The organism is Bacillus haimaensis (genome assembly GCF_048270625.1).
In the GTDB taxonomy this organism is placed as follows: domain Bacteria; phylum Bacillota; class Bacilli; order Bacillales; family Bacillaceae_I; genus Sutcliffiella_A; species Sutcliffiella_A haimaensis.
Map to the genome: position 1 here is coordinate 214,416 of NZ_CP158164.1, position 14,546 is coordinate 228,961.

Annotated in this window: 10 protein-coding genes; 9 read left to right on the forward strand and 1 reads right to left on the reverse strand. The window is 45.4% G+C overall.

Annotated elements, in window-relative coordinates; all coding sequences use genetic code 11:
- Positions 1–8: 8 nt before the first annotated feature.
- Positions 9–1,469 carry a sulfatase gene (locus ABN702_RS00925; protein ID WP_417899008.1) on the reverse strand — a complete coding sequence of 487 codons (1,461 nt, stop codon included), beginning with the start codon at positions 1,467–1,469 and terminating at the stop codon, positions 9–11.
- A 486-nt stretch (positions 1,470–1,955) separates the two neighbouring features.
- On the opposite strand from ABN702_RS00925, the gene ABN702_RS00930 reads away from it, so the two are divergent.
- The 9 genes from ABN702_RS00930 (at position 1,956) to ABN702_RS00970 (ending at position 14,542) form a co-directional block, all read left to right on the forward strand.
- On the forward strand, positions 1,956–4,142 hold the full coding sequence (locus ABN702_RS00930) for an ABC transporter ATP-binding protein (RefSeq protein ID WP_417899009.1): 2,187 nt from the start codon (positions 1,956–1,958) through the stop codon (positions 4,140–4,142).
- The gene (locus tag ABN702_RS00935; protein ID WP_417899010.1) at positions 4,139–4,636 is read left to right on the forward strand and encodes a DUF1854 domain-containing protein; all 498 of its coding nucleotides are present in this window, start codon (positions 4,139–4,141) and stop codon (positions 4,634–4,636) included. The genes ABN702_RS00930 and ABN702_RS00935 overlap by 4 nt, the downstream gene beginning before the upstream one ends.
- A 12-nt stretch (positions 4,637–4,648) precedes the next feature.
- A complete protein-coding gene (locus ABN702_RS00940; protein WP_417899011.1) occupies positions 4,649–5,497 on the forward strand; it encodes a sugar phosphate isomerase/epimerase family protein in 849 nt (282 codons plus the stop codon).
- A 260-nt stretch (positions 5,498–5,757) separates the two neighbouring features.
- Positions 5,758–6,840, forward strand: coding sequence for a Gfo/Idh/MocA family protein (locus ABN702_RS00945; RefSeq protein ID WP_417899012.1), 1,083 nt, complete (start codon positions 5,758–5,760; stop codon positions 6,838–6,840).
- Between the two features lie 9 nt (positions 6,841–6,849).
- A complete protein-coding gene (locus tag ABN702_RS00950) occupies positions 6,850–7,863 on the forward strand; it encodes a Gfo/Idh/MocA family protein (RefSeq protein WP_417899013.1) in 1,014 nt (337 codons plus the stop codon).
- Positions 7,864–8,329: 466 nt separating this feature from the next.
- On the forward strand, positions 8,330–9,703 hold the full coding sequence (locus ABN702_RS00955) for an ABC transporter substrate-binding protein (RefSeq protein ID WP_417899014.1): 1,374 nt from the start codon (positions 8,330–8,332) through the stop codon (positions 9,701–9,703).
- Positions 9,704–9,800: 97 nt separating this feature from the next.
- Positions 9,801–12,740, forward strand: a complete 2,940-nt coding sequence (locus ABN702_RS00960) for an extracellular solute-binding protein (protein ID WP_417899015.1) — start codon at positions 9,801–9,803, stop codon at positions 12,738–12,740.
- Positions 12,730–13,623: a carbohydrate ABC transporter permease gene (locus ABN702_RS00965; RefSeq protein ID WP_386640913.1), complete on the forward strand. Its 894-nt coding sequence runs from the start codon at positions 12,730–12,732 to the stop codon at positions 13,621–13,623. Before ABN702_RS00960 ends, ABN702_RS00965 begins: the two co-directional genes overlap by 11 nt.
- Positions 13,624–13,663: 40 nt before the next feature.
- Positions 13,664–14,542: a carbohydrate ABC transporter permease gene (locus ABN702_RS00970; RefSeq protein WP_417899016.1), complete on the forward strand. Its 879-nt coding sequence runs from the start codon at positions 13,664–13,666 to the stop codon at positions 14,540–14,542.
- Positions 14,543–14,546: the final 4 nt, after the last annotated feature.

A 14,546-nucleotide genomic window follows, 5' to 3' on the forward strand; every position in this document is an offset into this window, starting at 1 on the left:
CCCATTTATTATCCATTGAATTTTTCAGGTCGATAACGACGTTCCAATCGGTCTGCCGCCGCGTGTCGCTCCTGTTTGCGAAGCTTTGCCAAGTAACTGTCCAAGGCATCCCCACGAGTATGGAATGGTCCTCCTTCATGGATGACCGACCACATCGGGTCAATCGGTGAATCGGAAGATTTCATCTGTTCTGCCACCCACTGATCCAACAGTAGCAAACCTTTAGCGACAATTTCAGGACGCTCTTCTGCAAGGTTCACTGTTTCATGTGGGTCGTTTTCGATATCAAACAGCATGAGCTCCGGATATTCCTTCAGACCATCATGATATGTGCGGATCAGGATCCAATTATCAAAACGGGCAGAACGTTGGCAGCTCCATGCGTTTTGACTGACTACCAGATATGGTCGACCAGCGGATTCACCATCCGTCAGTGCAGGAAGGAAGCTTTGTCCATCCCATTTTCCGCTTGCTTTTGCGCCAACCAATTCTGAGAATGTAGGTCCGAAATCAATTTGGTAGTGGAAGTCTTCATCCACATGTCCTTGTTTGATTCCTGGCCCTGCAACGATACAAGGTATTCTGCTTGTAATATGGTCAGCGGTTTGATGATCACCGTAGACATTCAGCTCTCCCTGATTTTCACCATGATCGGCAGAAATGATGATGATGGTTTCATCGAGAATGCCTTGCTCCTTCAGTGCGTCCAGGATTTTTCCAACATGATCATCTACATGGCGGATTGCGGTATCATACCCATCTATCCAGCTCTTGAAGTCCTCACGGCAAGTGATTTCACTTGGAAGTCCAGCCCATTGGTTGCCGCGGGGGAGATCTCGTATACTCATCGGCCCATAGCTTTCCCGTTGTTCGGCAATAATCTCATCTGACAGCCAATCCGGAGCGGGGTCGTTTTTAAATGGATTGCCGTATTCCTCCGGTGTGCGATAAGGAGTATGCGGATCCCAAAAATTCAGATATAGGAACCAGTCCTCTTTTTCAGTGGCACGCTCTTTTATCCAGCGAAGTGCTTCCTTGGAAACATCACCAGCCGTTTCCCCTGCGTGCTTGCCCGTATCATAGGTTTCCAGGAACCCCTGTTGAACATGCCAAGCTGCATGGCGACCAGGGAAGGGACTGATCATGGCAGTATGATGGCCTTTGAATCGGAGCGTATCCACCCATGCCTGGTGTTCAGTATGGTGATAGTTGAATGGGCGGTCCGGTCCGATTGGACGCATATCTGCCTGAACGCCTCCGTGGTTGACAACGCCTGTGTGGATGCCAAATTTAGAACTGAAGAGCCCTGTACGAGAAGGGGCACATGGAGCGTCTGATGCATAGTAATTGGTGAAGCGTACTCCACGTTCCGCAAGCCCGTCAATATTAGGGGAAGTTTCACGATGGTAGCCGTAGCATCCTAAATGATCAGGACGCAGGGAATCAATATCAATATATAAAATTTTCATTTTTGTAACCTGCCTTTCAATTTTATTAATTAAATGTTTTAATTAATTATAGATGACAACCCTTCAAAATATCAATACAAATATTAAAGTCTTTGTTAAAGGTTAGTGTTTATTTATAAGAATCTAGCTGTTGATTGGAGTAATAGGCGAAGACTCCTCGAAAATCCAAGCATTTTCTTCGTGCGATGTATCGCTGCCGCAGCCTTCCTTGTCCTGAGGGAGGTAGCGGTAGGCTGGAGACCCCGCAAGGCGAAGCCTGAGGAGGCTCCAGCACCGCCCCGCGGAAAGCGCAGCCTAGTGCGGAAATCAACAGCGGTCTTTAATAGCACCGCCAAAATAATAAGATGATAGATCCTATTTATTTCTTTTCGATAAAAATCCCCTTGTAAACGAGGGAAGATAAACTATAATGTTAGATAAATTCAAACAATAAATTAATTAATCCGAAGTTTCGAAAATTAACCGTAAAGGTGGAGTAAGTCAAATATGCCAATAGTAGAAACGATTCCCGACAGGATTAAGCCCACGGGGAACATATTGTATTTTGCAAAAGCGGACATGAATGAGAATGGTAGTTTTGTAGACAGTTGGCTCGCCATTACAGAAAGTCATATTCTTGTCTATGCAGAGAATGGAAGCGCTATTAAATCGTTGGGAATATCAAAGCTGAATGGTGCGAAACTTGATTCCTACATTGGTGGAGGCTCACTGGTAGTGGATAGCGAAGATGGGGGAGTGGTTGTTGTTCGTTTTTCCGCTCCGTTAACAAGCAAGTTTACGGTTGCAGTGAAGGTGATTGAAAATCTGATAAACGGAAAACCGTTGCCTGTTTTATCGAAATATGACCTGCCGCGCCAGTGCCCAACCTGTCAGCGTCCGCTTCAGGATGGAACCAATGCATGCTCCGTCTGTGTGGATAGAAAGAAAGTAGTCGGTCGACTTCTTGCGTACACAAAGCCTTATCGTATGAAGATGGTCTTTGCGATGGTCATGCTGATTTTGGCAACCCTTTTGGAGCTTGCTCCTCCATACATTACGAAAATCATAGTGGATGAGGTACTGGAGCCAAAGGACATCGGCGGAGGTCTGCTTGTATTGGTGGCGCTACTCGGTGTGACGAGCATTGTCCTTGCGCTGATGCAGATAGTCAGAGGGATGCTCGGCGTTTGGATCGGAAGCAAAGTGATGGGGGATTTGCGTAAAGAGGTCTATCAATCGCTGATGCGGCTTTCCTTAAGTTATTTCGATCGCAGGCAGACGTCGCAGTTCATCGGCAGGGTAAACAGGGATGTGGAGGATACCCGTCAATTCTTAACTGATGGTGTCCTCTGGGTAGTAGGTCAGGCACTGATGCTGGTCGCGATTCTCGTTATGATGTTCAGCCTTGATTGGAAGCTGACCCTGTTCGCATTATTACCAACGCCGGTAGTCATACTCTTCTCTGTCATGATCTGGCCAAGAGTTCACCAGATGTGGTACAAGCAATGGCAGGCAATCAACCGGTTGAACATGGTAGTGGGAGATACCCTGCAAGGGATTCGGGTTGTAAAAGCTTTTGGACAGGAAAAACAGGAGCATTCCCGCTATATGAAGGGGAATGAAATATTGATGGCGCAGACAATTAAAACCGATGGTATGTGGCAGGGGGTGTTCCCGATATTTTCTTTCATCACAGGAACAGGTATGCTACTTGTCTGGTACTTCGGAGGCATGTCAGTGATCAGCAATGACCTCAGTTTAGGGACCTTGATGGCATTCATTGCTTATCTTGGTATGTTCTTCGGACCGCTTCAATGGTACAACCAGATGATCACTTGGTTCAGCCGAGCGATTTCATCTGCAAACCGGATTTTTGAAATCATGGACACCCCATCAGACGTGCCGGATAGCCAAAGAGCTGTTTCGGTAGAGGATATGGAAGGAAAAGTGGAAATCTCGAATGTGACGTTCGGCTATGAGAAGCACAGCCCTGTGATAAAGGACTTGAATCTTGTTGTACAGCCTGGGGAAATGATCGGTCTTGTCGGTCATTCAGGTGCCGGTAAATCTACCTTGATCAACCTGATCAGCCGCTTCTATGATCCGACAGAAGGGAGCATTTCGATTGATGGAATAGATTTGAAGGATATTAGACAGGAAGACCTGCACAAACAGATTGGGGTTGTATTGCAGGAGACGTTCCTTTTTGATGGATCCATCTCTGACAATATTGCGTATTCCAACCAGCAAGCAACTCCAGATGAAATCATGCGGGCTGCGAAAATAGCAAATGCCCATGAGTTTATCGTGAAAATGGCGGATGGATATGAAACGCAGGTTGGCGAGCGTGGCCACCGCTTATCAGGCGGCCAGAAACAGCGAATTGCCATTGCCCGTGCCATTCTGCATGATCCGCGGATCTTGATTCTCGATGAGGCTACAGCATCCGTTGATACGGAAACAGAGCACAAGATACAGGAAGCGGTCAGCAGGCTGGTCCAGGGGCGCACCACTTTCGCTATTGCACACCGCCTCTCCACGTTGCGAAATGCTAATCGTCTCGTTGTAATCGACAAAGGACAGATTGCAGAAATAGGGACACATGAAGAGCTTCTCGCTGAAAAAGGAATCTACTATAAGCTTGTGGAAGCGCAGAAGGAAATGTCGCAGATTAAAGGAGTAGAGGTTGGATGAGTGATTTATTTGAAATAACCTATATCAACCCTGGTGTTACGTCCTTTACCAGAAGTGCCGGCGGAATGCTTCAGATGGAAACGTCCGGTGATCTGTTTGCCGAGATAACAATAAGACGTACGTATCCGATGTCTAGACCCTACGAATATTTGTCTGTCTGGACCAAGGATGATAAGGAGATTGGAATTATCCGTAATATCAAGGAACTGGACGATGAAAGCAGGGAGGCGTTGGTAGCGGAGCTGAAACTTCGCTACGTCATTCCTGCAGTGACGCAGATCATTTCCATCAAGGCCGAGCCAGGACTGTGGACCTTCCAGGTGAAAACGGACAGAGGGGATTTGCAGCTATTGATGAGAAACATTCATGAGCATATCCAGTCGATTGGGGTGAATAGACTGATCATAACGGACATGGAAGGCAAGCGCTGTGAAATCAAGGACACCGAATCTCTTGATGCGGCAAGCCGAAAGCAGTTGAGTAAAGTCATTTAAAGGAGGAATTGGATGATTACATTAACCGGATTTGCAGATGAAATCTCCCCTGAACTCGACGTCCAGCTAGATGTCCTGGAGTCGCAGGGCATCCGGCACCTTGAGCTGCGGAGTGTGGGGGGGAAGAATGTTGCCCATCTGACGGATGAGGAGCTGTTGGCCATTAAGCAGACTTTGGATGCCAGAGGCTTTTCTGTCTCTTCCATTGGTTCGCCGATTGGGAAAATAGGAGTGTTGGAGGATTTTGACGTACATATGGAGGATTTCCAGCGGGTTGTGAATGCGGCTCATGTGCTGGGATCCCGGTACATCCGTATCTTTTCCTTCTTTATTCCGGAGGGAGATAACCCTGGTGATTACCGGGAAGAAGTGTTGAAAAGGATGCACAAGCTTGTCCGGGTCGCAGAAGCGGAAAATGTGGTGCTGCTCCATGAAAATGAAAAGGACATATATGGGGACAATGCAGAGCGCTGTCTTGATATTCTTGCAAGCTGCGAATCTCCCAATCTTCGGGCAGCTTTCGATCCGGCCAACTTTGTACAATGCGGGGTGAAGCCATTTACGGAAGCTTATCCATTGTTGAAAGGCTATGTAGAATATATGCATGTAAAGGATGCGCTGTTTGCTGATGGTCATGTGGTACCAGCAGGTGATGGAGATGGCGAGATGAAGGCATTGTATCATGCGTTGCTTGAGCGGAATTATGTAGGCTTTGCTTCCATGGAGCCGCATCTGGCGGCGGCCGGCCCATTTTCGGGATTCAGTGGACCTGATTTGTTTGTCACGGCTGTCGAGCGGTTCAAGGAGCTGCTTGTGGAAGTGGGGATGCCAGTGAACTGTTCGTCGAAGTCGAATTGTTAGAATGATTGACAATTCTGTTAGAATGATTGGGAAAGTTGTTAGAATCATGCGAATAATTGTAAGAATGTTCTTGATTTCTGTTGGAATCGAGTAAAAAAACACCGAGGAAAAAGTAAAAAACACCCACAACAGAGCAAAATAAAGAAAGATCATGCTCTAAGCAGTGTTTTTTGTACGGAATTTCCACTTTTTCATCTGAAAACACAGAAATAGCCCAGCACCGCTTCAAAAATATAACCAAACCAAAGGAGGACCCACCCATGACCAATACCCAAAACAAAGAACTACGCTTCGCCCTAATCGGCTGCGGCTCCATCAGCGCCACACACGCTGAACAGATCCAAGCTATACCCAATGCCAGATTAGTAGCGGTTGCAGACATAATAGAGGACCGCGCCAAAAACCTCGCATCCAAATACAACACAGACTACTACACCGACTACCTGGAGATGCTCCAAAGAGAAGATATCGATATCATCAACATCCTTACCCCAAGCGGTATGCATGCCGATATGGCAATCCATGCAGCCCAAGCCGGTAAGCACATCATTACGGAAAAACCGATGGACATCTCCATGGATAAAGCAAAAGCAATGATCAAGGCCTGCAGAGATGCCGGTGTCAAGCTGTCTGTCATCTCCCAGCACCGTTTCGACACGGCAACCATCCAAGTGAAAAAGGAAGTGGTTGAGGGCAATTTCGGCAACATGATCCTTGGTGAATGTGCAGTGAACTGGTATCGCACACAGGAGTACTATGACAGTGGCGAATGGCGTGGAACTTGGGCCCTTGATGGCGGAGGGGCGCTGATGAACCAATCTATTCATACAATAGATCTCCTTCAATACTTGATGGGACCGGTTGAAAGCGTGTATGCCAAAACAGCTACTCTTGCCCACGAGAGAATGGAGGTTGAGGATGTGGCGGTCGCGACGGTTACCTTCAAGAACGGAGCGCTCGGCACCATCGTTGGTACAACCAGTGCATTCCCTGGTTTAAGCTGCCGCCTCGAAGTATTTGGAACGAAGGGGTCCGCCGTCATTGAAAATGATCGATTGACCCACCACTTCCAGAAAACGCAAGATAGCAAGGGTGAGTGGTACAGTGGCGGCAAGGTGGAAAACCTGGCCCAATCCGGACAAACCGACAACGGAACTGGTGCGAGTGATCCGACTGCCATCTTCGGTGGTGCACACCGCATTCAGATAGAAGATATGATGCAGGCGGTCACCGAGGATCGCGAGCCTCTTGTTAATGGAGAGGAAGGACTGAAACCGTTGGAAATCATCCTGGCCATCTATGAATCTGCCAGAACAGGGAAATCTGTGACTCTATCAGATTAGGAGGAACAAATGATGATCAATTTTGCCATTGTGGGAGCGGGGGCGATTGCTCCAGTATATGCAGAGGCCATCACCCTGCATCTTGAAGCCACATTAGCCGCGGTCTGTGATAAGAACCCGCAAACGGCAGCAGGCTTCGTCAAACAGTATGCCACCAGCAAATTCTATACAGCATACGAGGATATGCTGCAAGACTCCTCCATAGATGTGGTCTGCATCTGCACTCCAAGCGGACTGCATGCAGACATGGCAATCCAAGCAATCGAAGCCGGCAAGCATGTTATCATCGAAAAGCCGCTTGCGATGACGCTTGAGGATGCGGACCGGGTTATCGCTGCGGCCAAAAAGTTCAAGGTAAAAGCAACCGTTGCATTCCAGAAACGCTACAATCGACCGATTCTTCAAATGAGGGAGAAGCTCGAAAATGGAAGCTTCGGGAAGATGATGCATGCAACGACCTCAGTCCGGTGGTATCGGGACCAAAGCTATTATGATCAGGATCCTTGGCGTGGAACTGCCGCAATGGATGGTGGTGCTTTGATGAATCAGTCCATCCATAATATCGATCTATTAAGATGGATGATGGGTCCGGTCCGAAAAGTCTCTGGGTTTACTGCTACAAGGCGCCACACGATGGAGATGGAGGATGTAGGGGTCGCGATTCTCGAGTTCGAGAGTGGGGCGCTTGGAATCATCGAGGGCTCGACGGCCATCTATCCAACTGATCTGGAAGCCTCTTTAAGCCTTTTCGGCACAAAAGGAACGGCGATTGTAGGGGGGAAATATTTAGATGAGATAAAAAGCTGGCATTTCCTGCACGAGGACAAAGAACCACATAAAGAACCTTCTATGATTTCAACAGCACAAGAAGGTCACTATCCAATCATAAAGGATCTGGTCCATGCCATCCAAAATGATAGGGAACCGGCAATTTCACTCGAAGACGGAAGAAGTGCTATAGAAATCATCCTCGCCATTTACGAAAGTTCAAAAAGTGGTAAAGATGTAAAAATAAAGCAATAAAGTAAATAGTAAGTAACGGAAGAAAACCTTACAAGAATCGAATCGATTCTATAGGCGTTTCTTCCGTTTTTTTATGTATTTCATTTATCATATTAGCAGGGCAAACGGTTGCCCTAACAATGATAATAGAGAATTCCCACTATTTCTACAAGAATCGAAAATTTTCTTCAAAAATGGAATTGTAATCGGTTTCAAGGTGGAGTATAATGATTTTAGTGAAACGTATCAATTAATTGTAAGTATTCAATCAATAGCTTTTTGAATCCAAGTGAATCTTCACTTTATTTTTTGAAAAGAAATTGAAACGTTTCGAAATCGGGAAAGGGGTTGTTGTTTCTTCTTCAATTGATGTAGTTAACCTCAGCTTCTTGTAATCTATCAGTCTTGTGGACAAGCTAACGCATTTGAGATCTAAACTTACAAAAAAGTTTTTATCTAATAAAACAAAAAATAAGGGGTGTATGAGATGAAATTGTTAAAACCTTGGATCGCAATTTTAACTGTTTTTATGTTAGTAGTTGGTTGCAGCAATGATGCTTCAAATGATGAGAAAAAAGACGATAAAGGGTCAGATAAAGAGCAAGTGACACTTTCTTTCGCTAGCTGGGCATTAGGTACGGAAGAAGAGCAAAACATCGAGCGTCTTCTTATTAAAGCATATGAAGAAGCAAACCCGAACGTAAAGATCGAAATCGATGAAAGCATCACTGGTGACTGGAACGATGCATTATCTGCAGCGGCAAGTGCTGGTACAATGCCGGACGTATTCATGCTTGCACAGGTTCCAACTGGGCTTGCTAACGACTGGTTATTGGATGTTACAGAATTCACGACTGAAGATGAAGATTTCGCAAAGATTGCGGATGTAGTAAAAGAATCTGCTACTTATGATGGCAAAGTATTCGCTATCCCGAGTGCACAGCATTTCTTGGGCTACTATGTAAACAAAGACCTTTTCAACCAGGCTAACCTGGATGTTCCTGAGTATGGAATTTCCGTTGAAGAGTTCACGGAAGCGGTTCGCTCCATCTCCAATGTAAACAATGGTGTTGTTGGTATGAACAATCCATTTGCAATTGTTGACTGGTACCCGACATCCGTAAGCGAAACAGCTGGTTGGTACACATATAGTGAAGAAGGCTACAACCTTGATAGCAACGAATTTATCGGTGGCGTCAACTTGGCGAGCAATATTGTAACAAACGGTTATTCTTATGAAAACCTGACAGATGAGCAAAAAGCAAACTTCAGTGGGGAAAACGCTGGTGAGGTTTGGGCGCAAGGCGGCCTTGGAATCAATTGGGATGGAACTTGGGCTGTAACGAACTTCACGGATAACCTTGAGTTTGAATGGGATTTCATCGGTACTCCTGGTGGAAGAACAGTTGTTGTTAACGACTTCATGGGAATCTCCAAATCTACTGAGCATGCAGAAGAAGCTTACAAATTCGCTAAATTCATGGGCTTTGGTAAAGAAGGATATTTAAAGCGTCTTGATATCGCAGTTGAGAACGAAAAAGCAGTGAACAACCTTCCTGTCATCAACGACGAAGAAGTATTGGATGCTTATTTTGAAATCCAGGATGTTCCTGGTCTGCGTACAGCGTATGACAACTTGGACAATGCAGTAATCGAGCCATTCAAAACGGTTCCTGGCTATGTTCAATCCAGATGGGAAGCTCCAACTGGCGTAGCGGTTGGTGACAACCCGAATGCAAACATCGCAGGTATCATTGATGCAAGTGTAAAAGGCGAAATCAAGATTGAGGATTACATTTCTCAAATCAATGAACTAGCTAACCAAAAGCTGCAAGAAGGTAAAGAAGCGATTGGTCAATAATTAAAATTTTCATAGTGAAGCGCAATTTGTGGTGAGGGCGGAGTCTTGCTCCCGACCGCTTGCGCTTTTCTTATAACTGTTGAGGGGGATAAATGATATGAAACGTAAGATGTTGTTCTGGCCGCTATTACTACTTTTATTGATTCCGAATCATATCGCTTTCGCCGATGAAAAGAATTCTCCTGAACAATTGGCCGAACAAGTCATTGAACCTAGCTATCTTTATATCCTGAAACAGTGGAAAGAAGTGGGAATCGATGGCGCGTCTCCTTATGAGCGTGCTATCAGTCCCACTGATTTTTTATCCGTTCCTGAAAGTGATTTACTGCCTTTGAATGAGAGTAAGGGGTATGAGGATCAAGTTTTCTCCTGGAAAGATCAAAAATCAATCACCGTTGAAGTGGATGTAGAAGAAGAAGGTCTATATGAGCTTGGCTTTGATTATTTTCCTTTAGGAGAAGGGATTGTACCGATAGAAGGTTCCATCAAAGTGAATGGAAGCTATCAGTATTATGAAAGTCGTCGAATTCTTTTTCCAAAAGATTGGAAAAGTGCATCGACAAAGTTTGAGAAAGATCGTTTTGGAGATGAAATCATTCCAAAACAACTGCCAATTGAAGAATGGCATTTTGTAAAAGCAGAGGATTCGAGTTATTTGCACTCTAGACCATTGAAGTTCCATTTGAAAGCAGGAAAGAACACAATCAAGCTTTCCAATCTTAGAGGTGAAATGCTACTTGGAAACGTTTATGTGGAGAGTGTGGGAACGATACCTTCTTATAAAGAATACTTAGAACAAAACAAGGGTGAGCTCATAGAGGATGCGATGCTGACGATTGAAGCCGAGCATCCAGCCAAGAAAAACAGCTCATTCATCAGACCTGTCAATAAACAGGACGCTTCGGTTGTTCCGTATAAAAGAGACAGCCGCCTCTTGAATGTAATCGGCGGAGAGTCATGGGAGAAGAGCGGGCAAAGCGCCACATGGAATATTGAAGTAGCAGAGACAGGGTATTACAACATAAGCTTAAAGGTTTTACAGGAAAAGCAAACAAGTTTCCCGGTATACCGTACCGTCATGATCAATGGGGAAATACCATTTGAAGAAGTGGAACATTACGGCTTCCAGCAGGAAAAGAACTGGAAGAACGAAACGCTTAGTGATGACAAGGGAGAGGCCTACTCATTTTATTTGAAAAAAGGGACAAATACCCTGACCCTGAAAGTAGATGCTTCGCCAGTCAATCGAACACTCTTTGAAATCGATCAGGTTATGCAGGGTATTGAAGAGCTTTCCTTATCGATTAAACAATTAACAGGTAACAGCCAAGACCGTTCACGTGGATGGAGAATAACGGAATATCTGCCGGATATCGAGGATCGCTTGCTAAACTGGGCAACTGCACTGGAAAAGGAAAGTGAGTACTTGCTTGAGCTGAGTGAAGGACAGGAAGCAGTGGAAGTTGTATCCTTGAACATTGCCTCCGAAAGACTTCGTTCCCTTGCAGAGTCGCCGGATGAAATACCTTCCAGATTGACACAGTTATCTGAGGGTTCCAGCTCTGTTGCACAGATTCTTGGAAATGCAATTTTGGACTTGAAAAAACAGCCATTATTTATGGATCGAATATATATTCATGGTGACGAAAAGTTGCCAAAAGCGGAATTGGGCTTTTTCGCAAAAACGAAAGAATCCGTCTTGAAATTCTTCCATTCCTTCCAATCGAATACGCTTGCCACGGAAGACGTGGAAGACGATGTCGTGGATATCTGGGTGAATCGACCAAGACACTATGTAGAACTGATGCAGAATATGGCCGATCAGCAATTCACTCCTGAAACAGGGATCAAAGTGAGATTTTCGATCATGCCATCGGAGCAAAAGCTTATCCTGGCAAATGCGGCGAATAGTCAGCCAGATCTGGCCCTTGGAATCAGTACGTGGCTGCCATATGAATTGGCAATACGTGGAGCTGCCTATGATCTTAGACAGTTTGATGATTTCGGTGAAACGGTCGGACGTTTCTCACCGGGTGCATTCCTTCCGATGATCATTGATGACTCCGTGTATGCACTGCCTGAAACACAGGATTTCTTTGTACAATTCTACCGAAAAGATATTTTGAATGCATTGGATGTACCGGTGCCGGATACTTGGGATGATGTGGTGGAAGTTCTGCCTGAGCTGCAGCGCTTCGGACTAAACTATTACACGCCTATTGCTGGTGCTGTCGCATTCAAGCCGTTCCAGGCCACTGCGCCGTTCATCTATCAGAATCAAGGTGACCTATACGTGGAAAACGGAATGGGAACATCCATTGACAGTGATGAAACCATCAAGGGCATTCAGTTCATGACAGACTTGAATACCATTTATAGCACGCCGCTTCAAGTGCCTAATTTCTACAACCATTTCAGATATTCGACCTTGCCGATCGGGGTTGCCAATTTCCAGACGTATGTACAGCTGACCGCAGCTGCACCTGAGATCTCGGGCTGGTGGGATATCGCTCCTCATCCTGGCGTGAAGCAGGAGGATGGCACTGTATCGAGATGGGCAACAGGATCAGGCCAAGCCGGCATGATCTTCAACGGCAGTAAAAATAAAGAACAGGCTTGGGAACTACTCAAGTGGTGGACCTCAACTGAGATCCAGACCGATTTTGCAACAACGCTTCAAATCATGTATGGACCTTCTTATATGTGGAACACCTCCAATCTGGAAGCATTTGCACAGCTTCCATGGCCGGAAGAGCATAAAGAAGTAATCCTTGAGCAATGGGAGCAGCTAATGGAGGTTCCTAAAACACCTTATACGTATATGATTGAACGTGAAATCAGTAATGTATGGAACCGGGTTGTATTCGATGGGGAAAATACACGATCTGCCGTGGATGACGCAGTGGTCACGATCGACCGCGAGATGCGCAGGAAAATGGAGGAGTTCGGTTATATGAAGGATGGCAAGATCATTAAGCCGTATCATATACCGACAATTGAACAAGTTGAAAGCTGGGTGGAAGAGAATGATGAATAAAGTCCAAAAGCATGCAGGAACATCTATTTTTCTTGCACCATACCTTATCTTTTTCTTTACCTTTATTATTATCCCGGTCGTGGTTGCGATCTTTCTATCTTTTACGTATTTTAATGCAATTGAAATGCCGACGTTTATTGGACTTGCAAACTATGTAAGTGTGCTAACGCAAGATCAGGTGTTCATGCAGAAGGTACTGCCGAACACCCTAACCTTTGCTGTCATCGTAGGACCAGGAGGCTATATCCTTTCCTTCCTGCTCGCATGGATGCTGGCTCAGATCTCCAGAGTACCAAGAACCATTCTGGCGCTTATCATCTACTCCCCTTCCATGACTGCGGGGATCGCAATGGCGGTAGTATGGACCATCATCTTCAGTGGGGACCAGACAGGTTACCTAAACAGTCTCCTTATTACGATGGGGGTACTGTTCGAACCGATCCAATGGCTGCAATCACCGGATCATCTTATGACGATCATGATTGTCGTGACACTTTGGGGAAGCATGGGAGTAGGATTCCTGGCGATGCTGTCAGGTGTCCTGAATATCAATAAAGAGATCTATGAAGCAGGTTATATCGATGGAATTAAAAATAGATTCCAAGAGATCATCTATATCACGATTCCATCGATGAAGCCGCAAATGTTATTCGGAGCAGTAATGGCCGTTGTAGGTACCTTCCAGGCCGGCGCTATCGGGGTTGCGCTATCAGGCGCCAACCCGACGCCGCAATATGCGGGTCAGTTGATGGTCAACCACTTGGAGGACTATGGGTTTATCCGTTATGAGATGGGCTACGCAGCTGCCATTTCCGTTATCTTGCTACTGGTTGTCTATATTTTCTCGAAGGTTGCTTGGCGATTATTCGGGGAGAAGGATTAACAAACGTCTATTAATCTTTTATACGTAAGGAGTGAACGATGTGTCGGCATTTCATGGAACGAAAATTAATCCAGACCGGTTTCACCGGAGTCAGTTAAAGTTCTATCTTTTTCTCATTCCGCTTGCCGTTTTTATGGCAATGCCCATAGTGTTTGTCTTTTCTCACGCATTCAAGCCGATAGACGAGCTCTTTGCCTATCCGCCCCGATTTTTCGTGGAAAAGCCAACATTTCAAAACTTTATAGATCTGATGAATAACACGAGCGCATCCGGGGTTCCGATGTCTCGTTACCTTTTTAATAGTATCGCCATTACGCTGATTGTAGTTTTCTTGACAGTATTGATCAGTACGATGGCAGGATATGCTTTATCGAAGAAACGATTCAAATTGAAGAAAACGATTTTTGAAATCAATACTCTTGCGTTGATGTTCGTATCTGCAGCAGTGGTTATCCCAAGGTATTTGCTGATTGAAAAGGTCGGATTGCTTGATACCTTCGTGGTACACATCTTTCCTTTGATTGCCATGCCGATCGGGCTATTCCTGGTTAAGCAGTTTATCGATCAGATACCGAACGAGTTGATTGAAGCGGCCCAGATGGATGGAGCGACAGACTTCCAGATCTTCCGCAAAATCATCATTCCGCTAGTAAAGCCGGCAATCGCCACCATTGCCATCCTTTCGTTTCAGGTGGTATGGAACAATACGGAAACATCCGAGCTATTTGTAAACAATGAAAATTTGAAAACATTCGCCTTTTATATGTCCACCCTTTCTTCTGCGACATCAGGTAATACAGTAGCAGGTCAAGGTATGGCAGCGGCGGCATCGTTGATCATGTTTATTCCGAATCTGATCATCTTTATCATTTTACAAAGCCAGGTAATGAACACGATGGCGCATTCAGGTATCAAGTAAAGGG

What these genes read in the sequence shown, in the direction of transcription:
- ABN702_RS00925 (WP_417899008.1), bottom strand. Translation starts at nt 1,469, where the DNA reads ATGAAAATTTTATATATTGATATTGATTCCCTGCGTCCTGATCATTTA.
- ABN702_RS00930 (WP_417899009.1), top strand. Translation starts at nt 1,956, where the DNA reads ATGCCAATAGTAGAAACGATTCCCGACAGGATTAAGCCCACGGGGAAC.
- ABN702_RS00935 (WP_417899010.1), top strand. Translation starts at nt 4,139, where the DNA reads ATGAGTGATTTATTTGAAATAACCTATATCAACCCTGGTGTTACGTCC.
- ABN702_RS00940 (WP_417899011.1), top strand. Translation starts at nt 4,649, where the DNA reads ATGATTACATTAACCGGATTTGCAGATGAAATCTCCCCTGAACTCGAC.
- ABN702_RS00945 (WP_417899012.1), top strand. Translation starts at nt 5,758, where the DNA reads ATGACCAATACCCAAAACAAAGAACTACGCTTCGCCCTAATCGGCTGC.
- ABN702_RS00950 (WP_417899013.1), top strand. Translation starts at nt 6,850, where the DNA reads ATGATGATCAATTTTGCCATTGTGGGAGCGGGGGCGATTGCTCCAGTA.
- ABN702_RS00955 (WP_417899014.1), top strand. Translation starts at nt 8,330, where the DNA reads ATGAAATTGTTAAAACCTTGGATCGCAATTTTAACTGTTTTTATGTTA.
- ABN702_RS00960 (WP_417899015.1), top strand. Translation starts at nt 9,801, where the DNA reads ATGAAACGTAAGATGTTGTTCTGGCCGCTATTACTACTTTTATTGATT.
- ABN702_RS00965 (WP_386640913.1), top strand. Translation starts at nt 12,730, where the DNA reads ATGATGAATAAAGTCCAAAAGCATGCAGGAACATCTATTTTTCTTGCA.